This window comes from Sphingomonas sp. 28-62-11 (assembly GCF_002278865.1).
GTDB lineage: Bacteria > Pseudomonadota > Alphaproteobacteria > Sphingomonadales > Sphingomonadaceae > Sphingomonas.
Genome location: NZ_NCGB01000001.1, coordinates 85,928 through 107,198 on the forward strand (window position 1 = coordinate 85,928; position 21,271 = coordinate 107,198).

The 21,271-nt window shown below is 62.5% G+C and carries 20 protein-coding genes; 5 read left to right on the forward strand and 15 right to left on the reverse strand.

Going from position 1 to position 21,271, the window contains the following annotated elements; all coding sequences use genetic code 11:
* Positions 1–2: 2 nt before the first annotated feature.
* Positions 3–1,286: a type II citrate synthase gene (locus tag B7Y49_RS00415; RefSeq protein WP_374125578.1), complete on the forward strand. Its 1,284-nt coding sequence runs from the start codon at positions 3–5 to the stop codon at positions 1,284–1,286.
* A 46-nt stretch (positions 1,287–1,332) separates the two neighbouring features.
* Here B7Y49_RS00415 and B7Y49_RS00420 read toward each other — a convergent pair whose 3' ends face one another.
* Genes B7Y49_RS00420 through B7Y49_RS00435 form a run of 4 tightly spaced genes read right to left on the reverse strand, consistent with a single transcriptional unit; the run spans position 1,333 to position 5,369 of the window.
* Positions 1,333–2,721 carry a HAMP domain-containing sensor histidine kinase gene (locus B7Y49_RS00420; protein WP_374125579.1) on the reverse strand — a complete coding sequence of 463 codons (1,389 nt, stop codon included), beginning with the start codon at positions 2,719–2,721 and terminating at the stop codon, positions 1,333–1,335.
* Complete coding sequence (locus tag B7Y49_RS00425; RefSeq protein ID WP_374125580.1) at positions 2,718–3,818, reverse strand: DUF2336 domain-containing protein; 1,101 nt, start codon at positions 3,816–3,818, stop codon at positions 2,718–2,720. The genes B7Y49_RS00420 and B7Y49_RS00425 overlap by 4 nt, the downstream gene beginning before the upstream one ends.
* Positions 3,819–3,853: 35 nt before the next feature.
* A complete protein-coding gene (locus tag B7Y49_RS00430) occupies positions 3,854–5,035 on the reverse strand; it encodes a hypothetical protein (protein WP_374125581.1) in 1,182 nt (393 codons plus the stop codon).
* 40 nt (positions 5,036–5,075) lie between these two features.
* Complete coding sequence (locus B7Y49_RS00435) at positions 5,076–5,369, reverse strand: Hpt domain-containing protein (RefSeq protein ID WP_374125582.1); 294 nt, start codon at positions 5,367–5,369, stop codon at positions 5,076–5,078.
* Between the two features lie 82 nt (positions 5,370–5,451).
* On the opposite strand from B7Y49_RS00435, the gene B7Y49_RS00440 reads away from it, so the two are divergent.
* Entirely contained in the window at positions 5,452–7,785 is a 2,334-nt protein-coding gene (locus B7Y49_RS00440; RefSeq protein ID WP_374125583.1) for a hypothetical protein, read from the forward strand.
* A 124-nt stretch (positions 7,786–7,909) separates the two neighbouring features.
* The gene (locus tag B7Y49_RS00445) at positions 7,910–8,788 is read left to right on the forward strand and encodes an AraC family transcriptional regulator (protein WP_374125584.1); all 879 of its coding nucleotides are present in this window, start codon (positions 7,910–7,912) and stop codon (positions 8,786–8,788) included.
* A 5-nt stretch (positions 8,789–8,793) separates the two neighbouring features.
* Here the strand turns inward: B7Y49_RS00445 and B7Y49_RS00450 are convergent, their stop codons facing one another.
* The 5 genes from B7Y49_RS00450 to B7Y49_RS00470 form a co-directional block, all read right to left on the reverse strand.
* A complete protein-coding gene (locus tag B7Y49_RS00450; RefSeq protein WP_374125585.1) occupies positions 8,794–9,558 on the reverse strand; it encodes an SDR family oxidoreductase in 765 nt (254 codons plus the stop codon).
* 6 nt (positions 9,559–9,564) lie between these two features.
* A complete protein-coding gene (locus B7Y49_RS00455; protein ID WP_374125586.1) occupies positions 9,565–10,017 on the reverse strand; it encodes a DUF2141 domain-containing protein in 453 nt (150 codons plus the stop codon).
* A gap of 241 nt (positions 10,018–10,258) precedes the next feature.
* Positions 10,259–11,458 (reverse strand): FAD-binding domain-containing protein, encoded by a 1,200-nt coding sequence (locus B7Y49_RS00460; protein ID WP_374125587.1) that lies wholly within the window; start codon positions 11,456–11,458, stop codon positions 10,259–10,261.
* A gap of 147 nt (positions 11,459–11,605) precedes the next feature.
* Entirely contained in the window at positions 11,606–11,833 is a 228-nt protein-coding gene (locus tag B7Y49_RS00465; protein ID WP_374125660.1) for a DUF1467 family protein, read from the reverse strand.
* 148 nt (positions 11,834–11,981) lie between these two features.
* Positions 11,982–12,620: a hypothetical protein gene (locus B7Y49_RS00470; RefSeq protein ID WP_374125588.1), complete on the reverse strand. Its 639-nt coding sequence runs from the start codon at positions 12,618–12,620 to the stop codon at positions 11,982–11,984.
* Positions 12,621–12,722: 102 nt separating this feature from the next.
* On the opposite strand from B7Y49_RS00470, the gene B7Y49_RS00475 reads away from it, so the two are divergent.
* Both B7Y49_RS00475 and B7Y49_RS00480 read left to right on the forward strand, forming a co-directional pair.
* Positions 12,723–14,090 (forward strand): sensor histidine kinase, encoded by a 1,368-nt coding sequence (locus B7Y49_RS00475; protein ID WP_374125589.1) that lies wholly within the window; start codon positions 12,723–12,725, stop codon positions 14,088–14,090.
* Positions 14,075–14,692 carry a LuxR C-terminal-related transcriptional regulator gene (locus B7Y49_RS00480; protein WP_374125590.1) on the forward strand — a complete coding sequence of 206 codons (618 nt, stop codon included), beginning with the start codon at positions 14,075–14,077 and terminating at the stop codon, positions 14,690–14,692. The genes B7Y49_RS00475 and B7Y49_RS00480 overlap by 16 nt, the downstream gene beginning before the upstream one ends.
* A gap of 30 nt (positions 14,693–14,722) precedes the next feature.
* On the opposite strand, the gene B7Y49_RS00485 is transcribed toward B7Y49_RS00480, so the two are convergent.
* From B7Y49_RS00485 to B7Y49_RS00510, 6 genes are all read right to left on the reverse strand, one after another.
* The gene (locus B7Y49_RS00485; RefSeq protein ID WP_374125591.1) at positions 14,723–15,001 is read right to left on the reverse strand and encodes a DUF1467 family protein; all 279 of its coding nucleotides are present in this window, start codon (positions 14,999–15,001) and stop codon (positions 14,723–14,725) included.
* A gap of 4 nt (positions 15,002–15,005) precedes the next feature.
* Positions 15,006–16,586, reverse strand: a complete 1,581-nt coding sequence (locus B7Y49_RS00490; protein ID WP_374125661.1) for a ribonuclease J — start codon at positions 16,584–16,586, stop codon at positions 15,006–15,008.
* 201 nt (positions 16,587–16,787) lie between these two features.
* Positions 16,788–17,570 (reverse strand): type III pantothenate kinase, encoded by a 783-nt coding sequence (locus B7Y49_RS00495; protein ID WP_374125592.1) that lies wholly within the window; start codon positions 17,568–17,570, stop codon positions 16,788–16,790.
* A 13-nt stretch (positions 17,571–17,583) separates the two neighbouring features.
* Entirely contained in the window at positions 17,584–18,288 is a 705-nt protein-coding gene (locus B7Y49_RS00500; protein ID WP_374125662.1) for a biotin--[acetyl-CoA-carboxylase] ligase, read from the reverse strand.
* A complete protein-coding gene (gene nuoN / locus B7Y49_RS00505) occupies positions 18,288–19,739 on the reverse strand; it encodes an NADH-quinone oxidoreductase subunit N (protein ID WP_374125593.1) in 1,452 nt (483 codons plus the stop codon). The genes B7Y49_RS00500 and nuoN overlap by 1 nt, the downstream gene beginning before the upstream one ends.
* The gene (locus B7Y49_RS00510; protein WP_374125594.1) at positions 19,739–21,268 is read right to left on the reverse strand and encodes an NADH-quinone oxidoreductase subunit M; all 1,530 of its coding nucleotides are present in this window, start codon (positions 21,266–21,268) and stop codon (positions 19,739–19,741) included. The genes nuoN and B7Y49_RS00510 overlap by 1 nt, the downstream gene beginning before the upstream one ends.
* Between the last annotated feature and the right edge of the window lie 3 nt (positions 21,269–21,271).

Here is a 21,271-nt window from a genome sequence, read left to right on the forward strand (position 1 = left end):
CTATGACTGACATCGCAAAGCTCACGGTCGATGGGGCCGATCATGATTACAAGGTGGTGTCCGGCTCGGTCGGGCCACAAGTGGTCGATATCCGGAAGCTCTATGCGCAGACCGGCAAGTTCACGTTCGATCCCGGCTTTACGTCTACCGCAAGTTGCGAATCGGGCCTGACTTATATCGATGGCGATGAGGGCGTGCTGCTCCACCGCGGCTATCCGATCGGCCAGCTGGCCGAGCAGTCGAGTTTCATGGAGGTATCGTACCTGCTGTTGAACGGCGAACTGCCGAGCAGCGACGAACTCGACAAGTTCACCTACACCATCTCGCGGCACACGATGCTGCACGAACAGCTGATGACCTTTTACCGGGGCTTCCGCCGCGATGCGCATCCGATGGCGATCATGTGCGGCGTGGTCGGCGCGCTTAGTGCTTTCTATCACGACTCGACCGACATCACCGATCCGTATCAGCGCATGGTCGCGAGCCACCGGTTGATCGCCAAAATGCCGACGATTGCGGCCGCAGCCTATAAATATTCGGTTGGTCAGCCCTTCGTCTATCCGAAGAACTCGCTCAGCTACACCGGCAACTTCCTGCGGATGACCTTCGGGGTGCCGGCCGAGGAATATGAAGTGAACCCGATCGTCGAAAAGGCGCTCGACCGCATCTTCATCCTGCATGCCGATCACGAGCAGAACGCCTCGACCTCGACCGTGCGGCTCGCCGGTTCGTCGGGCGCGAACCCGTTTGCGTGCATTGCGGCGGGCATCGCCTGTCTCTGGGGCCCGGCGCATGGCCGCGCCAACGAAGCTGCGCTCAACATGCTGCGCGAAATCGGCACGCCCGACCGGATCCCGCACTATATCGAGCGCGCCAAGGACAAGAATGATCCGTTCCGCCTGATGGGCTTTGGCCACCGCGTGTACAAAAATTACGATCCGCGCGCGACGGTGATGCAGCAGACCGTCCGCGAAGTGCTCGGCGCGCTTGGCGTCACCGATCCGATCTTCGATGTCGCGCTCCAGCTCGAAGAAATGGCGCTCAACGATCCGTACTTCATCGAAAAGAAGCTGTTCCCGAACGTCGATTTCTATTCGGGCGTGATCCTGTCAGCCATCGGCTTCCCAACCACGATGTTCACCGCATTGTTTGCGCTCGCCCGCACCGTCGGCTGGGTCGCGCAGTGGAACGAAATGATCGCCGACCCGGAGCAGAAGATCGGCCGCCCGCGCCAGCTCTATACCGGGCCAACGTTCCGCGATTATCCGCCGCTCAGCGCGCGCTAATCCTGCCGATAAGAAGGACTGGTCCGCTGCGGGAAAGCCGCGCGGATCAGCTCCCTCGATACGGCAGCGTGAACACGAACCGCGCGCCCTGCCCGGGGGCACTGTCGACGGTGACGTCGCCACCCATCGCGCGCGCCAGGCGGCGGGCGATATAGAGACCAAGGCCGCTGCCGCCGGGTTCGGTCACGTCGATGCGTTCGAATTTTTCAAAGATGCGTGCCTGATCGGCGAGGGCGATGCCCTTGCCCTGATCGGCGACAACAACAGCCGCAAAATCGCCGTCGCGTTCCGCCCTGATCCACACCATGCCATCCTGTGGCGAATAGCGCACTGCATTGCCGATCAGATTCACGAGAACCTGCAATGCCCTGCGGAACTCGCCGGTCGCGGGCAGCGATTCCTGTGTGCTTGGTCGATCGATCCGCACATTGTTCGTTGCCGCACGCACGCCGAGCAGCCCGGCGGCACGGCGTGCAATATCGGCAAGATCAATCGCCTCATGCGCCACGATAAAGTCCGGCCGCTCGATCGCCTGCAGATCGACAAGGTCATCGACCAGCCCGAGCAGATGTCGCCCTGCAGTTGCGATATCGGCGGCATAATCGGCATAATCCTGCCGCAACGGCCCTTCGGATTGGGCGTTAATGCTATCAGCATTGGCGATGATCCGTCCCAGCGGAGCGCGCAGGGCTTTGTCGAGCCGCGTGCTGAACGCTTCGGGCAGGCCCTGATCGGCGGTTTGCGGCACGATCGGCGCGGGCGGTCGCTGTGCTTCGACCATCTGGGTTGCACCGGCAAAACCGGCGAAAATACCCGCCGAATCCGAACGCGGCGCTGCCGACAGGAGTACCGGGCGACCGGTGGCACGGATCTGCGCGGGCTGGTCTTCAAAACGCTGCCGCATCGCGAGCGCGCCAAGGATCGGGAACATCCCGCTGGCGTCCTCTGCCAGAATGAACAGGCGCGTTAACGGCTGGCCAAGCATCGGCCCAGCATCGAATCCGTGGCGCGCGCCGGCATCGGCTGAGATATAAGTAAGTCGCAGCGCCGAATCGGTCTCCCACTGCCAGTTGGCAGCACTCCGAACGAAATCGCGGTCACGCGCGTCACGATCGGCCACGGGCTGCCAGGGCTGGCGCGCTTTCCATCCGGTGATCGACAGGCGAACACCGCCGCTGTCGGGATCAGGATCGGCACGGACCCACATATCGATATCGTCATCGCCATCGGCGGCGACCACGGCGCGTGACACCAGAATGCGGAGCCGCTGCACCAGTCGGACGAGCGTTGCCAGTTGTGGCACCGCGATCGGTGCGCCAATCGCTCCGCCCGCGCGCGCATTCAGATCATGCAGCCGCGAATCAGCCTCAATCAACCGGCCGGCGGCGTCGACCAGACCGCGCACCGGCGGCAAGGCGGGATCGATCACGTTCATCGCGGTTGCGCTTTGGCGAGCACCAGCAGGGCATCGCGGAAATCAGGGTGAAGGCTGAGCCCGGCCAGCGCGGTGCGCGCGTCGGGCGGCGACACGGCCATAATCGAATCGAGCTGATCCGCGAATCCTTCGACATCACGGCGCGGATCGGCCTCGCACAGCGCCAGCCCGATCGCGGCGATTGACGCGCGCTCTAGCGCCACGGCGCGCAGGACCAGCCACAGCCGATCAGCAACGGGATCGAGGACAATATCACGAGCCAAAGCATAGCCGAAACCAAGTGCATGCGCGAGCAATGCGACGAACAGCGCGATCCGCCTGTCACCCAAGGATTCGATCAGGAAATCGGGCAATTCGTGGGGCTGTGCGCCCAAGGCTGCTGCCAGGCGCATGGCCGATGCTTCCAGCCGGTCGCCCTCGTCATGCGCGGCGAGGCTGCGCAGTGCCGCCTCAGTGAGCGCGCGATCAAGCGCGGGCGATGCAGGCATCGATTGGCGCAGCGCGGCCGCCGCCCACCAGACGAGCCGGTGGTGCAATTCTGCCGGCAAATCGCTACGCGGGGCGGCACCGGGCTCGATCGCGGCACGGCGGCGTGCATCAGCTGCGAGCAGCGCGGTTGCCGCCGCCGCAACGATCCCATCGGGGCTACTCACCAGCCGCGCGACAAAGCTTGGCCGATCTGGATCATCGGGTGCGACGGGAGCCAGCGCTTCACACAATATCTCTTGCCGAACGCGGGCCAGTAGCTCGCGCATCAGCTCATCATCGCGCAGCAACCCCGCCCGGCACAGCGCCGAATGGACACAGGGCGGATCGCCGACCAACCGGTTGGCGAGCTCAGGCTCATCGCGCCCGATCAGCAACCGCCCGGCATGTTGGCGCAATTCAGCCTCGATTGCCGCCGTCAGTCCGGCAAGTGATTCCGCCAGCGCCGCCCGCACCCGATCATCGAGTCGGGCCTGATCTTCCACAAAAAAATCGTCGAGCGCCGCCGTAACCCGGCGGTCGGCGCAAACGTCATCAGCGGCTCCGCGCGCGAGCAGCTGGCTGGCACCACGAAGAGTACCATCGTTCATGTCGGAAGGGTCGATCGACATGGTTCCCGACGTAAGCATGTAGCGTTAAATTCAAGCTAAGGCTTTTCTCGCAAAGCCTCAATAACCGCTGCAAGTGACAATGCCGCGTAGGTGGCGCTCAGCGCCAGCCCGGTCTGGGCATAGCCCCATACATAAAAGGGCAGCAGCACAAGCGGATACGCAACCGGGCTGCCCCACCAGCGGCGGCGGATGCGATCGCTGGCACCGCGCTCGGCCAGCCCCGCCAACACCGTCAGCCCGCCGGCGAGCGCAATGCCGGTGCCGGTACCCTCAGCGGCACTGTTGACGAAGCCAAGCATCACTATCGTCAGCGCCGATCCCCCTGCGATCGTGCCGCGCAAAACCGTGGCAGCCGGCTGCTCATCACGCATCCATGCCAGAACTGCACCAATCGACAGCCCCAGAAACGATGCCAGCACGGCCAACAGGCCAAAAAACGGCCAGCCCCAGCCGATCACCCCAAGCCCCGCAAGTAGCAAGCCAGCTGACACACCTCCAACCACCAGCGACGGTGTCGACCGGGCGATCAGCGGCGGCAGCAGTCGCCGCGCGATCGGTGAGATGACATAACGCTCGACCCAAGAAAGGCGATTCGACACGAATGCGGCAACCACCGCATCGTTGCGTAGCCGCAAGCGAGCGGAATCCCGTTCGACGCCGTGCCCCTCGCGCGCATCCCCGCTGGGCAGCAACAAATGATCAGCACCGGCCTGCGCCGTCACGCGCAACAGGGTAGATTCGAAATCATAATCGCGCGGCAGCGCGGCGACATCGGCGATGCGCTGTGCCTCCACGCGGGCGAGCCCCGCCCAAATCGCATCGCCCCCCACCCGCTCGAGCCCCGGCAGGGCATCGGCATCGGTCGTGACGAGCAGGGTGTCGCTGCCTTCCCCGCTCAGCAGCGCAATAATTGGCTCGGTCGTCACCAACCCGTCGGCGACAACCAGCACCCGCGCCAAGGGATGGAGCTTTGCCTCGGCTTCGCGCGCGGATCGCACCACATCAACGGCGATGCCGCGTCGCTTCATCCGCGATACCGCACCGACCATTTCGGGGCTGAGCCGAGTGACAACGATGATCAATTGCCCGGCGCCCGCGCCGATCAATAACCGCGCCTGAAACTCGATCAGCGTCGCGCCGCCGAACGGCAGCGTCGCCGCAAGCATATCGGGACGATCATGTGCGTCGTCGGTAGCGAAAATCAGCCCTGCAAGCATTTGAGGCGCTTAAGGCCTCCGGCACGGCTTGGCAAAGGGGCTAAATGCGTTCCACGGCGCGGCGAACGCGCTGCAGCATCTGCGGGGCGTGGGGCAGGCTTTCGCTTGCCTCGGTGGCGATTGCCAGCAGGCGTACCGCACCAAAGCTGGCCGCCAGGCCCTTCAGCCGGAGCGCCGCAGCCCGCCAATCACTCGGTGCGACCGATGTTTCCATGGCCTTGACGGCGCGATACGCACTATCGACAAACGCTTCACGCAGTTCGGCAATCAGCTCGGGTTCGTCCCCTACTGCTGCCGCCAATGTCGCATCAATTGCACCGGGATCATATGCCATAGCCCTAAGGATAGCCCCCAACCCTTAAGGCAAGGTTATGCTATTTCCTTTGCGCCCCGCAAAATCGTGGTAAACGAGGGCGATGAACGGGGGCTCACGCATTATCGATTTGCGGCTGAACGCGGCGGCAGCAGCCGGCGAAGGAGACGTTGTCCTTACCAACATGGCAGTCGACCCTCCCCTGTCTGAAGCAACCGCGCCGATCGCTGCGGATCTGGCAGACGTGACGGCCATCGATGAAGTGCCACCGGCAGGCGGGCTTGGCCGCGCGCTTGGCCTCGCCGTCGCAATCCTGGCGATCGCCGGTTGGCTCGGCACGATGCTCTGGCTCAGCTGGCCGCGGCTCGAGCTGGGGCTTGCGCCGCTTGATCTGGTACAATTCGTCGCCGCCTTGTGCGTGCCCCCGGCCTTGGTCGGTATTTTGTGGCTGCTCGCCATGCGATCGAGCACCGCAGAAGCGCACCGTTTCGGCGTCACCGCTCGCCAGATGCGCGCTGAGGCCGCGGCGCTTGAGCGCACGATCGCCATTGTCTCGCGCCAGATCGACGCCAATCGCCAGGCGCTTGCCCAACAAACCAATGATCTGATGAAGATGGGCGACGGCGCCAGCGAACGATTGGTCGCGATCAGCAACGGCATGGGACATGAGATCGCAACCGCTGATGAACAAGCCCGCAAGCTGACCGAAGCGATCACGATCGCACAGAACAATCTCTCCACCTTGCTGTCGTCGCTGCCCAAGGCGCATGGCGAGACTGCCGGTATGGCCAAGACGCTGGAAGCGACCGCGCTGGTCGCCAGTGATCATGCCGCCGCACTCGATGCGCAAATGGCGGCACTGGCCGAGCGCGGGCGCGAGGCCAACGCCGTTGCCGGCATGGCCGCACAGAAACTCGCCGCACATATGGCGCGGATGGAAACGACGAGCGAAACCGCCGGATCGCGACTCGAAACCGTCACCGCAGAGATGGCCGGCACGGTCGACAATCTGCTCGAGCGCACCGCTGCCGCCGTTGATGAGGCACGGAAGGGCATCGCCGCGCAGGGCGAAGCGATGATCGCCATGGCGGAGGTCAACCAGGCCACGCTCCATAGCGCAGGCAAGGAGGCGGTTGAGGCGCTTGCTGCCAGGATTGGTTCGATCGAAACGATGATCGATCGAATCGCCGAACGCCTGAATGAGCAGCGCGTAGCGAGCGAAGCGCTGGTCAGCGACGTGGATACCGGGTTCACCGCTGTCGAAGCCAAGGTCGCGACTTTCCACAGCACCGGCATCGAGCGGACCCAGATGCTTGCTGCTTCGATCAGCGCTCTCGGTGGATCGACCGACGCGATGACCGAGACGCTGAAGATCGGCGACAATATGGCGCGGAAGGTGATTGCTACCGCTGAGGACCTGCTCGTCTCGATGGACGCCGCCGCGCGCGAAATCGACGAAACCCTGCCCGAGGCGCTCGCGCGGCTCGATGCTCGGATCGCCAGCAGCCGCAACGTCGTTGCGGGCGCCAAGCCCGAACTGCTCGCGCTGGTGACAGCGGCGGAAAGCACGCATGACGCGATCGAGGCAATTGCTCAGGTCATCCAGACGCAGCGCCACACGCTCGATCAACTGTCGGCCCTGCTGTTGCAAACGCTGGAGGATGGCCGCGACAAGGCAAGCGCCATCGGCGGGACGCTCGACGAAGCGATCAGCCGGACGCACGACTTTGCCGAACAGGCTGCCCCCCGGCTTGTCGAAGCGCTGATCAGGGTGCGCGATACCGCCAGCACCGCTGCCGACCGCGCCCGCGAAACCCTATCGACCGTGATCCCGGACGCAGCAAAGTCGCTCGAACTCGCCAGTGCGCAGGCGATGCAGCGCGCGGTGGGCAATGCCGTAGAAAAGCAGGTCAACGCAATTGCCGAAGCGGCAGACAATGCCGTCGAGGCAGCAGCCCGCGCCTCCGACCGCCTGACGCGCCAGATGCTGACCATCGCCGAGACGACGTCCTTGGTCGAAAACCGCATCGAGGATGCCCGAGCCGAACGCGACAAGGCCGACAGCGACAGTTTCGCGCGCCGTGCGTCGCTTCTGATCGAGGCGCTGAACTCCGGCGCGATCGATATCGCCAAGAGTTTCTCGACCGAGGTCAGCGACAGCGCCTGGGCGGCTTATCTGAAGGGCGATCGCGGCGTGTTCACGCGGCGCGCAGTGCGGCTGCTCGATGCGGGTGAGGCCCGGGACGTGGCCCGGCTTTATGATGACGACGGCGGTTTCCGCGAACAAGTGAACCGCTACATCCATGATTTCGAAGCGATGCTGCGCACCGTGCTCGCCCAGCGTGACGGATCGCCGATGGGGGTGACCTTGCTGTCGTCCGACATGGGCAAGCTCTATGTGGCACTGGCGCAGGCGATCGAGCGGCTCCGGAGTTAGGGTTTGCGTCAACGCCGATTTGAACAGGATCGGGGCGCAATCCTGAGAGTTGCCGGGGGTGACGTGCTGGCACGAATTGATGCATTCATGTGGCGCTAAGTCTTTATGTCGTTGAGCTTTCGTCTTGGAGAATGAAGCGATCGATGCGGCGTTGGCACGCCTGATGGGCCTATCATCGGGCCGACATTATGGTGCATCCCGCGATAGCGACTGCTGGGTGATGATCGGCCGTAATCTTCGAGAAGTGACGAGCTGGTCGATCGTTCCGCCATCCGCCAGCCTGACATTGACCTGGGGGGACGGTGGTTGCGCGGTCGAATTTGGCGGCGGAAATTTGCAAATGCGCAGCGGCGATTGGATGTGGATCGACGCCGGGTTCGCCCATCGTGGAGACAATCTACCCGGATCTGACTTCCTCACCGTTTTCATCCCCGACAAATATGTTCTCGCCGCATCGCTCGACCTTGCGCCGATCGGTGCGGCAGCCCAGCCTGCACCACAGGCGCTCGCCCAGATGCTCATGCGGTTTGCCATTTGCCTGCTCGACGGTGTTTCGACCCGATCAATCGAAGCGCCGTTGCTCGATACGATACTCGATTGGGTGGGCATTGCCTTTGCCCCACTTGAAACCGTCAATGGACACGGCAACGCGGCTGCGCGTGCCGCGGCAATGCTTCGCGCCGATCACCGGAACCAGGTGCGGATAACCGACATTGCCGATGCCGTCGGCCTGAGCGGATCGGAACTCAGTCGACAGTTCAAAGCCTATTACCGTTTAACGCCAGCGCTTTATCGCAAGCAATTACGATTGGCGCTTGCCACTCGGGCGCTTGCCAGCGGCAGCTCGGTCCTGGCCGCAGCCCATAATGCCGGTTTTTCCGACACAGCGCATCTCAGCCGAACCTTTCGGGCGCAATATGGCATTGCACCGTCCCAATGGTCACGCCGGATCGCCGGGGCCGAACCATTCGGGATTCCCGATGGCGCCACGCTTGGTGCATGACCGCGTCATGAATCGACCAGCTTGTTCAGCATCCGATGGAAAAAATGCGGCGCCAGCCGAGATGCCCAAATCAGGTCGCCCCCCTGTCCCACGGGAATCTGAAACCGGTCGTTCCGGATCGCTTTGACCAGCTTCTTGGCGACGCGCGCCGGGGCGATACCTTGTTTCGTCGCCTGCTTTCGTGACTGGTCACTGCGATGCAACTCGGTTTTTACAATCGGCGGGATGAGCTCAAAAACGCTGATGTTCGTCGGCGCTAGCTGCGACCGGAGCGACATCGAAAACGAGTGCAAGCCCGCTTTTGTCGCACAATATACCGGCACGGACTTGAGCGGAATGAAGGCCAGCCCCGACGTGACATTGATGATCGCTGCTCTGCCGTCCAGCGTCAGAAAATGCGGGACGAATAGCGCAGACAGTTCGATGCTCGCAGTCAAGTTCGTCTCGATCTCGCTTTCACCGTCGAACAGCTCAGGCGCGCCGGTCAGAAAACTGGTCTCGCGCTGAATACCAGCGTTGTTGATCACCATGTTGACGTTCGGAAATTCGGTCGTCACCCATTCGAACAGGCGATGACGCTCTGACCGAACGGCAACATCGCAGGCCAGGGTGTGAAGCGACGGAACGGCCTGCTTTGCGGCGTGGAGCCTGCGCTCATCGCGACCACAAATGATGACATCATTGCCACGCCGCGCGAACACGGTTGCAATGGCGAGGCCAATGCCAGCCCCCCCGCCCGTCACAAGCACGGTGTTACCGCTGATGTTCATCGACGGTCACTCCAGTCGAACGGTCTGCTTCAACAAAGGCGGCTTGTAATCGAAGGCCGCGTCGCGAAACTTCGGGGGGCCAAAGCGCCCCTTCGCATTATTTGAACTGCCGACCGGTTCGCGGGGGATGCCCAGAAAATTGGTGTCGAGTTTGCCGTCATCATCAACATCATGCCACAGCGCCACAGCGTATCGGCCCTCCTTCACATCACGGAAAACGCAGTCCGCCTTTTTCCCCGTCGGCTTCACTTTAACGCGGGCGATGGCGCGCTCCGGTTTGTTGGGGAAACCCTTTTCAGTGTTGTACAGATCGCAATACACTAAGCCTGCACCTGTCTTCAGCGCATCGACCTGCATGACGATTCCGGCTTGAGCGCGGTCGTCTTGTGATTGGGCGGTATTGGGCGCGAAGACAGAAACGAAGACTGCGGTTACCGCGCAGAACATCCTGAATTGCATGACATATGTCCTTTTTGTTCCAGCCACGGCGAGCTTCGACGTACCGCGCATATGGCGGTGATCATCCCGAAAGGCTTGAACGCATTTGCGCAATCGGCGGTCGCCTGTGCGGAGCGCGTCACGCTGCACCCACCCCGCTCAAGGCCTGGCAAAACCTGGCACCGAAACAGGCTCGATTAAATCGGATGGCCCTGGGAGATTGGGGATTGGTCGAACCGACTACGACCGTCGGCGCCGCGCCCTATCGAGTGACAAGTCCTTCCGCCAGCAATTCGGCAGGGATGGCTTCCTTGAAGACGAAAAAGCCCTTTTTTGCATGCGGCCAGAACCGCGAATCCCAGGATCGGCGGAGCACGTGAAGCGTCATGCCGGCATCTGCGAGGGCGGGCTCAAAGGCCTTCATCGCCGTCGCCACCGGGCCGACTGGCGGATAGGGCATCACGATGTGGCGCAGCTTCGCCTTTTGTGCGGCGGCGATCACCGCATCGGCATCGAGTATTGAGAGCCGATCGACCGAGCATCGGTAATGCGCACCGATTCGCTGGGCAGCATCATCGGCGGCACCGGCCACAAATCGAGCTGATCGATCCCCCCAGGCAAGGTTCGACGCCGTCGTCACCGCAACGGCGGCGATCGGGGTGTTACTGGCAATCCAGCTTTCGGGAGACATGTCCTCAGGCGTCACCAAGAGCAGCGCTGGTTTACCCTCATAACGATCAGGCAGCTCAGCAAGCGCGGCAGGAGTAGCAATCGGCGCCGCGACCAGCGCTGATGCCTCGGTCGCGAGCCCCTTGGGCGCATACCGCCCGCCGGTGTAGCGCGCGATATTGTCAGCGCTGGCGAGATAGACCTTGCCCGCCGTCTGCAGCCCGCCGACCCAGCGCCATGATAGCGTGTTGCTGGCCGCATCGGCATCGATCAGATGCCGCAAAAAGAAATCCGCACCGAGCGCCCAAGGCAACCGAAGCGTGAAGATCCAGATCGACGCGAACCACATCCGGGCATGGTTATGCAGATAGCCAGTCGCGACCAATTCGCGTGCCCAATCGTCAAAACCATCAATGCCCGTCGTACCGCTTTCAGCAGCAGCGATCGCGCGCGCATCGGGATAATGTTGCCGTGCGTGATCGCGTTCTTCAAGGAAGCGCGACCAGACACTGGGCCGCATTTCCAGCCAGCCCTTCCAATAAGTGCGCCAAAGCACTTCCTGGATGTATTTTTCCGCCGTGGCGATCCCGTGGCGCGCCAACACGGCCTGCACGACCTCGCGCTCGGCAATCAGCCGGTGACGCAGATAGGGGGAGAGTAACGACGTATGAGCGTGTCCGTCGGGCCCGTTATCGGTATTGCGCCCCGCCGCGTAATCCCTCCCCGATCGAGGCAAAAAGCCGGATAATCGCTGCATCCCTGCCGCACGCGTGGGCGGAAAGCTGTAACTCATGATTTTTCCCCGCCGATGCGGATCAAGCCATGGCGTCGATACCGGACGGTGTCGGCTGGGGTTGGGTTGCTGGTCATCCAGCGGCCCTAGGCTTGGCGCTCATCCCTGTCAGTAAGGCATTTCGATCAGGCGCCGCTGCCCGAGCGATCAGGTGACCGGTTTCATCCCGCCAAAAAAGTCGAATGTTTCCGCGCGCACCCAGCCATATTCGTAGTTCAGCAGGAACAGCACGAACATCACCGTTGCAACGATTGTCGTGCGCAGCGCGATTTTGCCGAAGCTGAACTGATGCGGCGCGCTTTCGGCCTGGCCGGGTATTCGCTCCGCCCCCGTCTCTTCCGCCGTCCGCACCCCGAACGGCAGGACGAGGAAGATGGAGAATGCCTACATCAGGAAATAGATGACGATCATCGAGGTGATCTGCATCGGATCAGGCCTCGATCAGCAGCACATCAACGATCGGCTTCTTGCCAATCCAGCGCACACCGTTCTCAAACCGGAAACGACGATACCGCCGTCGTCGTCAGGCGCCTCCGTTCAGGGTTCTGATCGTCCAAACATCCTGTGCCAGTACCGGATGGGTCACATAGGCGTAGGACAGGAATAGAATATTGCCATCGGCTGGGGTGCGTTCGGGTGACGCCTCGATGATCATGAAGGCCTGCTGCGCGTCGTCATACCCAACAGCGACGGCTGTATGCGCATTGGCGCGACCATCATCTGGAGATGGCCGATCGATCCGACTGCCCGGCGTCGCAACCGATCGAGAATCATGGCCTTGCAGGAAAAGAAAGGCAAATGGCTGCCCCGTTGCCAAACTCGCCTTGAGCGTCAGCAGGGTCGCCACCGCAGACCGCGAGGGTTGGTCGACGCACAGAGCCAAGCCGGCGTCGCTGTCGGCCGCCTTATCTGCTAGCCCCGTTGCCTGCTGATCGCGAGTTAACGGCCGGTCAATTGGCGCTGTCCCGGCAATGATGCGCTGGCCATATTGGATGAGCAGCGTCGAAGAATTGCATTTGGGCCGCTGCGGCAAGCGTCGGCGCACTTCCTGAACACAGGTCAAAATAGCATTCAGGGTGTTCGGGCCGATCGGGTCAAAGCCACCAAATACATTGCCGGCACCGCGCAGATCAGTCGAATCGGGAACCCGTCCAACGGCCATCACCCGCCCTTCACGCCAACTTTAATAATCAGACTAGACGCTTATCTCCCGCCTTCGCTATCAACCACATGGATAGGCCGCATGGGGGAGGCGGCCAGAACAATGATCGATGCCTTCGAACGCTGGCTACTCCGCAATTTCGACGAAACCGGGCGCGCTTATGCCACCCAGCTGACCGCTCGGGCGTCGCGCGCGATTTTGGGCGTGTTTACGCTGGCAGGGACGATCATCTTCATCGGCATCACGTTTCACGGTCGTGTGGCGCCAGAAGTGCTCAATCCTTGGCTGGCGGGAATGGGCCTCGTTATCGCCTCTCCAATGTTGCTGACCGTGGCATTTGCGATTCAGGGGCCGAGCACTGAAGCTGCCCTTCGCCCCTATGCCAAGATATCGCGGTTGACGACCTTTGCGATGTCAGCGTTGATCGCTTTGAGTATCTGGATTCTGCTCCCCAATGCCGATCTGCCGCTGCAGTACGTCATGCTGGTGTTGTACACCACTTTTGTGGCGATGGTGCTGGGTGCCGATCCTGGCCCGTGGCAGATGATGGAACAAATGGCCGTGATGGCATCCGCGATTGCCTTCGTCCTCGTCTATCAACTGCCTTACGCCGTGCCGCTGGCCATTGTGCTTGGCGCTGTCGCCATCAGCCTGGTCGGGTTGCACCGAATGACCTATCAGTCCATTCAGGCGGCGATCAGCGCCCGGGCCGATACCGAGCGTGCCAATACCGCCCTGGCCGCAGCTTTGGCCGATGCCGCCACGCAACGCGATGCCAAGACGCGGTTCATCGCTGCCGCGTCGCATGATCTTCGCCAGCCAGTGCAGGCCGCTGCCCTGTATTTCGAACGAGCGTTATCGGATGGTGATCCGCGCCTTCGAGAACGCGCTGCCACGGGTGCGCGCCGGGCATTTGCCGCGGTCGATGCCCTGCTTGAAACAATGCTGGATCATTTGCGCTTCGAGGCAGGGGCCGTCACGGCACGGATCGAGCCCGTCGCGCTCGAAGCAGTGTTTGCCAATATCATCGAGCATCACCTGCCCGCCGCGAGTGCCGCAAAAATTCGGTTGATCGCGGTGCCCAGCAGCAAATGGGTGTTGGCCGATGCGGCCATGCTGCAAAGAGCGCTGAACAACGTGATCGGCAACGCCATCCGGCATTCGAACGGCGCGCGCATTTTGCTCGGTGCGCGCCAACAGGCAGAATCGATCGTCCTCTGGGTTATCGATGATGGACGCGGGATCGGCGCTGACGATATCCCGCGCCTGTTCGACGATTATGTTCAAGGGAGCGGTAATGGAGCGGCCGTTGGCGGGTTTGGAATCGGCCTGTCGTCATCGCGGCGGATGATGGAATTGATGCAGGGTGACATCATGCTGGATCAGCGATGGCAGCGCGGCGCCGCCTTTCGCCTGCGGCTGGCAGCGGCACCATCTGCCCGCGAGGAGCGACTGTGGAAAGCTGCCTGATCGCCGATGATCACGCCCTGGTTCGCGATGCGTTGGCGATGTCGGTGGAAACGAAATGGCCCCTGGCGACAATATGGCAGGCCGATGATTATCCATCGGCATGGGCGGTTGCCGAGCGTCAGCCCGATTTGTGCCTGGTTGATTTGGGCATGGCGGGATCCCTGCCACGCGAGGGCATTGCCCAAATCAGGCACCGCGCGCCCGATACGCGGATCGTGATCGTCACGGCAGCGCAGAACGATGCGCTGATGCTCGCGCTGCTTGATGACGGGGTGGCCGGATTCATTTTCAAATCGGCCAACACCGCCATGATCGCCGCTGCCATCGAACTGGTCCTGGCCGGCGGGCGTTACCTGCCCCCACGCATTGGTGAGATGGCGACGTTTGCCAATCCGTTGGAGAAGTCGACCGAGCGTCTGTCGCCGCGCCAGATTGAAGTCCTGCGGCTAATCGGTGACGGCGAAACGAACAAGGAAATCGCCCGAACGCTTGCGATTTCACCATCGACGGTGAAAGCGCATATCGCTCAGGCGCTGGCGGCATTGGGGGCGGCGAACCGAACCGATGCCGCGATGAAAGCACGCGACATGGGTCTGATCTAACGTCAACGATCGCGGCGACCGACAGGGCCGTTATGTTACCGGCTTCATCCCGCCGAAGAAATCGAACGTTTCCGCACGCACCCAGCCAAATTCATAGTTCAGCAGGAACAGCACAAACATCACCGTGGCAACGATCGTCGTGCGCAGCGCGATCTTGCCGAAGCTGAATTGATGCGGCGCGCTTTCGGCTTGCCCCGGGATTCGCTCAACCCCTGCCTCTTCCGCCGTCCGCACCCCGAAGGGCAGGACGAGGAAGATCGAAAATGCCCACATCAGGAAATAGATGGCGAGCATGGAAGTGATCTGCATCGGATCAGGCCTCGATCAGCAGCACGTCGACGATCGGCTTTTTGCCGGTCCAGCGCCCCGCGACGCGGCGCACGGCAAGGCGCACCTGTTCGCGGGTCTTGTCGCGATCCTTGCCGCCGTCGCGCACGGCCTTGGCAGCGGCATCGCTCGCTTCGTCGAGGAAAGGCTCCCGGTCTTCCTCGACCGGTATCCCCTGAATCTTGAGCTGGGGCTGCCCCATCAGCGCCCCGTTCTTGCCGACCGCGACTGCGACCGAAATCTGGCCGTTGAGCGCCAATTTGCGGCGTTCGTTGATGGTGGTGCCATCCGCCGGGAGGATCACGTCACCATCGAGCACGAGCCGACCGACCGGTGCATGGCCGATCTTTTCGGGCGCGCCGGGCGCGAGCCGAACGATATCGCCATCGCTTTGCACCAGCGCGCGGGGCACCCCCTGCGACAGGCCGAAGCGTGCATGTTCCATCATGTGCCGCATCTCACCGTGCACGGGCATCAGCAGTTCCGGGCGGATCCAGCCATACATCGTCGCCAGTTCGGGGCGGCCGGGATGGCCCGAGACGTGCACATGCGCCTGCCGATCGGTGATCATGATCACGCCTTTGGCCGCCAGTGCATTCTGGATGCGGCCGATGGCGACTTCGTTACCGGGGATCTGTTTCGACGAAAAGACCACGGTATCGCCCGCATCGAGCGAAATCTGATGCGATCCGAACGCAACCCGGGCGAGCGCAGCGCGTTCCTCCCCCTGCCCGCCGGTCGCGACGATCAGCACCTTGTCGCGCGGCAAGCGCATCGCCGCATCCCAATCGACGCTTTCGGGGAAATCGGTGAGGTAGCCGGTGGCCTGCGCGACTTTCAGGATGCGATCGAGCGAGCGCCCTGCCACACACATCGCGCGGCCCGTATCGCGCGCAACCTCGCCCAGCGTTTTCAGGCGGGCGGCGTTGGACGCGAAGGTAGTGACGAGCACACGGCCCTTGGCGGCGGAGACGACATCGTACAGCCCCTTGCGGACGCTGCTTTCGGAGCCTGAGGCTTCGGGATTGAACACATTGGTCGAATCGCAGACGAGCGCGAGCACGCCTTCGTCACCGATCGCGGTCATCACTTCGGCGCTCGCTGGCGCTCCGATGACGGGTTCGTCATCGAGCTTCCAGTCGCCGGTGTGGAATACCTTGCCGTACGGCGTGGTGATCAACAGGGCGTTACCCTCGGGAATGGAATGCGCCACAGGCACGAAGCGGAAGCCGAACGGCCCGAGCTGGAAATCCTTGCCGGCCTTCACGATGTTGAGCTTTACACGGTCGGCAATGCCTTCCTCGTCCAGCTTGCCGCGGATCAGACCGGCGGTGAAGGGGGACGCGAACAACGGCACGCCCAGATCCTCGGCCAGATAGGGCAGCGCGCCGATATGGTCTTCATGGCCATGCGTCAGCACGATGCCGAGCAGATCGTCGATCCGCTCTTCAATGAACGCCAGATCCGGCAGGATCACGTCGACGCCCGGATAATTGGGATCGGCAAAGGTGATGCCGCAATCGACCATCACCCATTTGCCATCACAGCCATAGAGATTGACGTTCATGCCGATTTCGCCCGACCCACCCAGGGCCAGGAACAGGAGTTCTTTCTTCGGGACAGTCACTAAGTTCTTGTTCTTTCTGTTTCGGCCACTCGCGGTGGCGAACGGCCATGGGAGTGCGCGGTCAGGCGCATGAATTTCGAAGAGAATGGGAAAGCGGCGCTGCCAGATCGGTGCTCGAACAGGTACGCGCTGCCATATGCTCTAGGCAGCTATATGGGCGCGATCCCACAACATCGCCAGTCCCTGAATGGTCAGATCGGGTTCGACATGATCAAAAACATCGGTTTGACGTTCGAACAGGATCGCCAGACCGCCCGTGGCGATCACCTTGACCGGTCGGCCGACCTCCGCCTTCAGGCGCGCGACCAGCCCTTCCATCATCGCGATATAGCCCCAGTATATGCCGATATGCATCTGGCTGACGGTATCGCGGCCGATGACACTCATATCGGCAGGTGCCTCAATGGCAATACGGGGCAACTTGGCCGCCGCCGTCACCAGCGCATCAAGCGAGAGGTTGATACCCGGACAGATGATGCCACCCTTATACGCCCCGGTATAATCGACGACATCAAAGGTGGTCGCGGTGCCGAAATCGATGACGATCAAGTCGCCGGGATATAGCGCATGGGCAGCGATCGTATTGACCGCGCGGTCGGCACCCAGCGATCCGGGTTCCTTGACATCGATCTCGATCCCCCATTCGACCGGCGACTGCCCTGCGATCAGCGGCTCGCCACCGAAATATTTGCGCGCCAGCGTCTGCAGATTGTGGAGCGCGCGGGGAACGACCGTGGCGATGATAACGCCGTGAATGTCGCTGCGATCATGCCCCTCCAGCTGAAGCAGCTGGCTCAGCCATACGGCATATTCGTCCGCCGTGCGGCGCGGATCAGTGGCGATGCGCCAACGCGCGACGATCGCCCGATCTTTCAGCAGGGCGAAAACCACATTGGTATTTCCAGCATCGATCGCGAGCAGCATGGCCAAAAGCCCTTCAGATCAAAAACACATCGCCTGCGTGAATGGCACGCGCGGTGCCGTCCGCCAAGCGCAGGATCAGCGCGCCGTCACCCTCGAGCCGTTCGAAAATGCCATCCACCGCGCTGCCATCGGGCAAGCGCGCGGTGAGCGCGGTGCCGGGGGTGTGGGCGCGCGCCATCCATCGGTCGCGCACGGGGGCCAGCCCCTCCCCGCGCCACCGCGCAATCCAGCGCGCGAGCGCGTCGGCGAGAGTGCTGACAAAATCATCGGGCGTCGGCGTTACCCCGTGCGCGGCGAGGCTGGTCGCGGGACGATCGAGATCGACCGGGTGGTGCGCCAGATTAACGCCGAACCCGATCACAATCGCGTCCCCGGCCCGCTCGAGCAGGATACCCGACAGCTTAGCGCCGCCGAGCAGCAAATCGTTGGGCCATTTGAGCGTGGCGTTGTGATGCCCGAAATAGGCGCTCACCACTTCCTCCAGCGCGACGGCCGCCACCAGCGCCAGCGTCGCCGGGGGCGGATCACCAGGGCGCAGCCGCACCAGCGTGCTCGCGTAGAGATTACCCAGTGGCGATTGCCACGCCCGCCCCTGCCGCCCGCGCCCCGCCGTCTGGCGCTCGGCACGCAACCACAGCCCTTCCTCGGCCCCCGAGGCGGCAAGCGCGATCATGTCGGCATTGGTCGATCCGGTTTCGGCGACCGATCTTATGGTGATTATGGGAACATCACCTGGGCTGCGGCCATGCTCCACACCCCCATGGCAGGGATGGCGAGATATCCAAGCGGCGAAAGGAACGCGGCGGAAGCAAGGATCAGCCCGCCTTCAAGCTTGCTCTGCATCGGCGCAAAGCCAGGACCTGCAGGCTCGTCGATATACATGGTCTTCAAGATCCGCAGATAATAATAGGCTCCAATTACCGACGCGGCGATACCGATCGCGGCAAAGGCAAACAGATCGGCCTCAACCGCCGCCCAGAACACCGCGAGCTTGGCGTAGAAGCCGAACAGCGGCGGAATGCCCGCCAGCGAGAGCATCATGATCGCCATCGCCAGCGCCAGCCGCGGCTGGGTACGCGAAAGGCCCGACAAACTGTCGATTGCCTCGATGGGCTGTCCGTCAACGCCCCGCATCTGCAGGACGATGAGAAAGCTCCCTAGCGTCATCACGACATATATCGCGAGGTAGACGAGCACCGCAGCTACACCCTCGGCCGATCCGGCGGCAAGGCCGACCAGCGCAAAGCCGACGTTGTTGATCGACGAATAGGCCAGCAGCCGCTTGATGTTGGTCTGGCCGATGGCGCCCGCAGCGCCCAGCACGATCGAAGCGAGTGAAGCGAAGATCACGATCTGCCGCCATTCAAGGACGGCTGGCCCCATCGCCTCAACTGCAACGCGCACCGTCAGCGCGATCGCCGCCACCTTGGGTGCGCTGCCGAAAAAGGCGGTGACCGGGGTCGGCGCGCCTTCATAAACGTCGGGCGTCCACATGTGGAACGGCACTGCGCTCATCTTGAAGGCGAGTCCGGCGAACACGAACACGAGACCAAAGGTCAGCCCCTTCGAATGCCCTTCGCCATAAGCCGTTGCGATCGAACTGAACACGGTCGTGCCCGAAAAGCCGTACACCAGCGACATGCCGTAAAGCAGGATGCCGCTCGCGAGCGCACCGAGCACGAAATACTTCAGGCCAGCCTCGGCCGATCGCGCATCCTGCCGCATGAAGCTCGCCAGCACATAGGCGGCAAGGCTCTGCAGTTCGAGGCCGACATAAAGCGTCAGCAGATCACCCGCCGACACCATCATCCCCATGCCGACGGCCGAGAGCAGGATCAGTACGGGATATTCAGGGCGCAGATTATCGCCGGTGGTCGAATCGAAGAAACGCGGCGCGATGATGATCGCCACGGCCGCCGCGCCGTAGATCAGCACCTTGGAAAAGGCGGCAAAGCCGTCAGCGTGGTACAGCCCGTAAAACGCCGTCCCGCCACTTGATGCGGGGCCGATCAGCGCGATGCCGGCACCGACCAGTACGGCCACCGCGGTCCAGGAAATCGCGCGCGATGCCGCCTGCCCGCCCCAGGCCGCGACAAGCATCAACACCAGCGCACCGATCGACAGCACGATCTCCGGCAAGGTCATCACCAGATTGGCGGTATAATCCATTAATGCGCCTCCGCATGGGGCGTGGCCGCGCCCGGCGTACCGGCTGTTGGCTGTGAATCGCCTTCTGGCGTGGCGCGCGCAACGCGCGCAACCAGCGTTGCGGCATCATCCCGCATCGGCGCGATAAAGCTTTCGGGGTAAACGCCCATCCACAGCACCGCCGCCGCGATTGGCACCAGCAGCGCCATTTCACGCAAACTCAGATCAGGCATCGCGCGGACATCGTCATGCACGATCTCGCCAAAGGCGATCCGGCGGTAGAGATAGAGCATATAGCCAGCGCCCAGAATGATGCCGGTCGTGCAAAGCAACGTCGCGGTGGTCGATACCTGATAGGTGCCAGCGAGACTCAAAAACTCGCCGACAAAGCCGCTCGTCCCCGGCAAGCCGACTGAGGCCATCGTGAACAGCAGGAACAGCACGGCATAGCGCGGCATGTTGATGCTGAGGCCGCCGTACCGGTCGATCTCGCGCGTATGCAGCCGATCGTAGATCACACCCACGCACAGGAAGAGCGCGGCGGACACCAGCCCGTGGCTGAGCATCACGATCATCGCGCCTTCGATGCCCTGCTGGTTGAACGCGAACAGGCCGATCGTCACAATCGCCATATGCGCGACGGAAGAATAGGCGATCAGCTTCTTCATGTCGGACTGCACCAGCGCGACGAGCGACGTGTAGATCACCGCCACTGCCGACAGGGCGAGGATCAGCCAGGTCAATTGCGCCGAGGCTTCAGGGAACATCGGCACCGAGAAGCGCAGGAAGCCATACCCGCCCAGCTTCAGCAGCACGCCCGCGAGGATCACCGATCCGGCGGTGGGTGCCTGCACATGCGCGTCGGGCAGCCAGGTATGGACCGGCCACATCGGCATCTTCACCGCGAACGATGCGAAGAACGCCAGCCACAGCCAAGTCTGCGCGTAATCGGGGAAGTCGGTATTGAGCAATGTCGGAATATCGGTGGTGCCCGCATATTGCGCCATCCACAGCATCGCGATCAGCATCAGCACCGAACCGAGCAAAGTGTAGAGGAAGAATTTGTAGCTCGCATAGATGCGGTTCGCACCGCCCCAGATGCCGATGATCAGGTACATCGGGATCAGCCCGGCTTCGAAGAAAACGTAGAACAGGAACAGATCCTGCGCCGCGAACGTGCCGATCATCAGCATTTCGGTGACGAGGAACGCCGCCATATATTCAGGCACGCGCTTCTGGATCGTCTCCCAGCTCGCGCCGATGCAGATCGGCATCAGGAACACGCTGAGCATGATCAGCAACAGCGCAAAACCATCGATCCCCAGTGCCCAGCCAAACCGGCCGAACAGCGGCAGTTGGGCATGCTCGACGAACTGCCATTGCGGCCCGCCGATATCGAAATGGGTCCAGAGATAGGCGCCGAGCGCGAAATCGATCAGCGTCGCCAGCAGCGCCAGCCAGCGCGCGCCGCTGGCGTTCAGGAACAGGCACAGCACCGCTGCAATGGCGGGCACCGCGATCATGATCGTCAGGATGGGAAGGCCGGTCATCGC

Bases quoted from the DNA above. Each gene is read 5' to 3' on its own strand.
- B7Y49_RS00425 (WP_374125580.1), bottom strand. From the start codon at position 3,818: ATGTCGATCGACCCTTCCGACATGAACGATGGTACTCTTCGTGGTGCC.
- B7Y49_RS00470 (WP_374125588.1), bottom strand. From the start codon at position 12,620: ATGGCCGTTGGACGGGTTCCCGATTCGACTGATCTGCGCGGTGCCGGC.
- B7Y49_RS00485 (WP_374125591.1), bottom strand. From the start codon at position 15,001: ATGCAGATCACTTCCATGCTCGCCATCTATTTCCTGATGTGGGCATTT.
- B7Y49_RS00420 (WP_374125579.1), bottom strand. From the start codon at position 2,721: ATGAACGTGATCGATCCCGCCTTGCCGCCGGTGCGCGGTCTGGTCGAC.
- B7Y49_RS00475 (WP_374125589.1), top strand. From the start codon at position 12,723: ATGATCGATGCCTTCGAACGCTGGCTACTCCGCAATTTCGACGAAACC.
- nuoN (WP_374125593.1), bottom strand. From the start codon at position 19,739: ATGGATTATACCGCCAATCTGGTGATGACCTTGCCGGAGATCGTGCTG.
- B7Y49_RS00435 (WP_374125582.1), bottom strand. From the start codon at position 5,369: ATGGCATATGATCCCGGTGCAATTGATGCGACATTGGCGGCAGCAGTA.
- B7Y49_RS00495 (WP_374125592.1), bottom strand. From the start codon at position 17,570: ATGCTGCTCGCGATCGATGCTGGAAATACCAATGTGGTTTTCGCCCTG.
- B7Y49_RS00455 (WP_374125586.1), bottom strand. From the start codon at position 10,017: ATGCAATTCAGGATGTTCTGCGCGGTAACCGCAGTCTTCGTTTCTGTC.
- B7Y49_RS00430 (WP_374125581.1), bottom strand. From the start codon at position 5,035: ATGCTTGCAGGGCTGATTTTCGCTACCGACGACGCACATGATCGTCCC.
- B7Y49_RS00510 (WP_374125594.1), bottom strand. From the start codon at position 21,268: ATGACCGGCCTTCCCATCCTGACGATCATGATCGCGGTGCCCGCCATT.
- B7Y49_RS00490 (WP_374125661.1), bottom strand. From the start codon at position 16,586: ATGAACGTCAATCTCTATGGCTGTGATGGCAAATGGGTGATGGTCGAT.
- B7Y49_RS00460 (WP_374125587.1), bottom strand. From the start codon at position 11,458: ATGAGTTACAGCTTTCCGCCCACGCGTGCGGCAGGGATGCAGCGATTA.
- B7Y49_RS00415 (WP_374125578.1), top strand. From the start codon at position 3: ATGACTGACATCGCAAAGCTCACGGTCGATGGGGCCGATCATGATTAC.
- B7Y49_RS00450 (WP_374125585.1), bottom strand. From the start codon at position 9,558: ATGAACATCAGCGGTAACACCGTGCTTGTGACGGGCGGGGGGGCTGGC.
- B7Y49_RS00440 (WP_374125583.1), top strand. From the start codon at position 5,452: ATGAACGGGGGCTCACGCATTATCGATTTGCGGCTGAACGCGGCGGCA.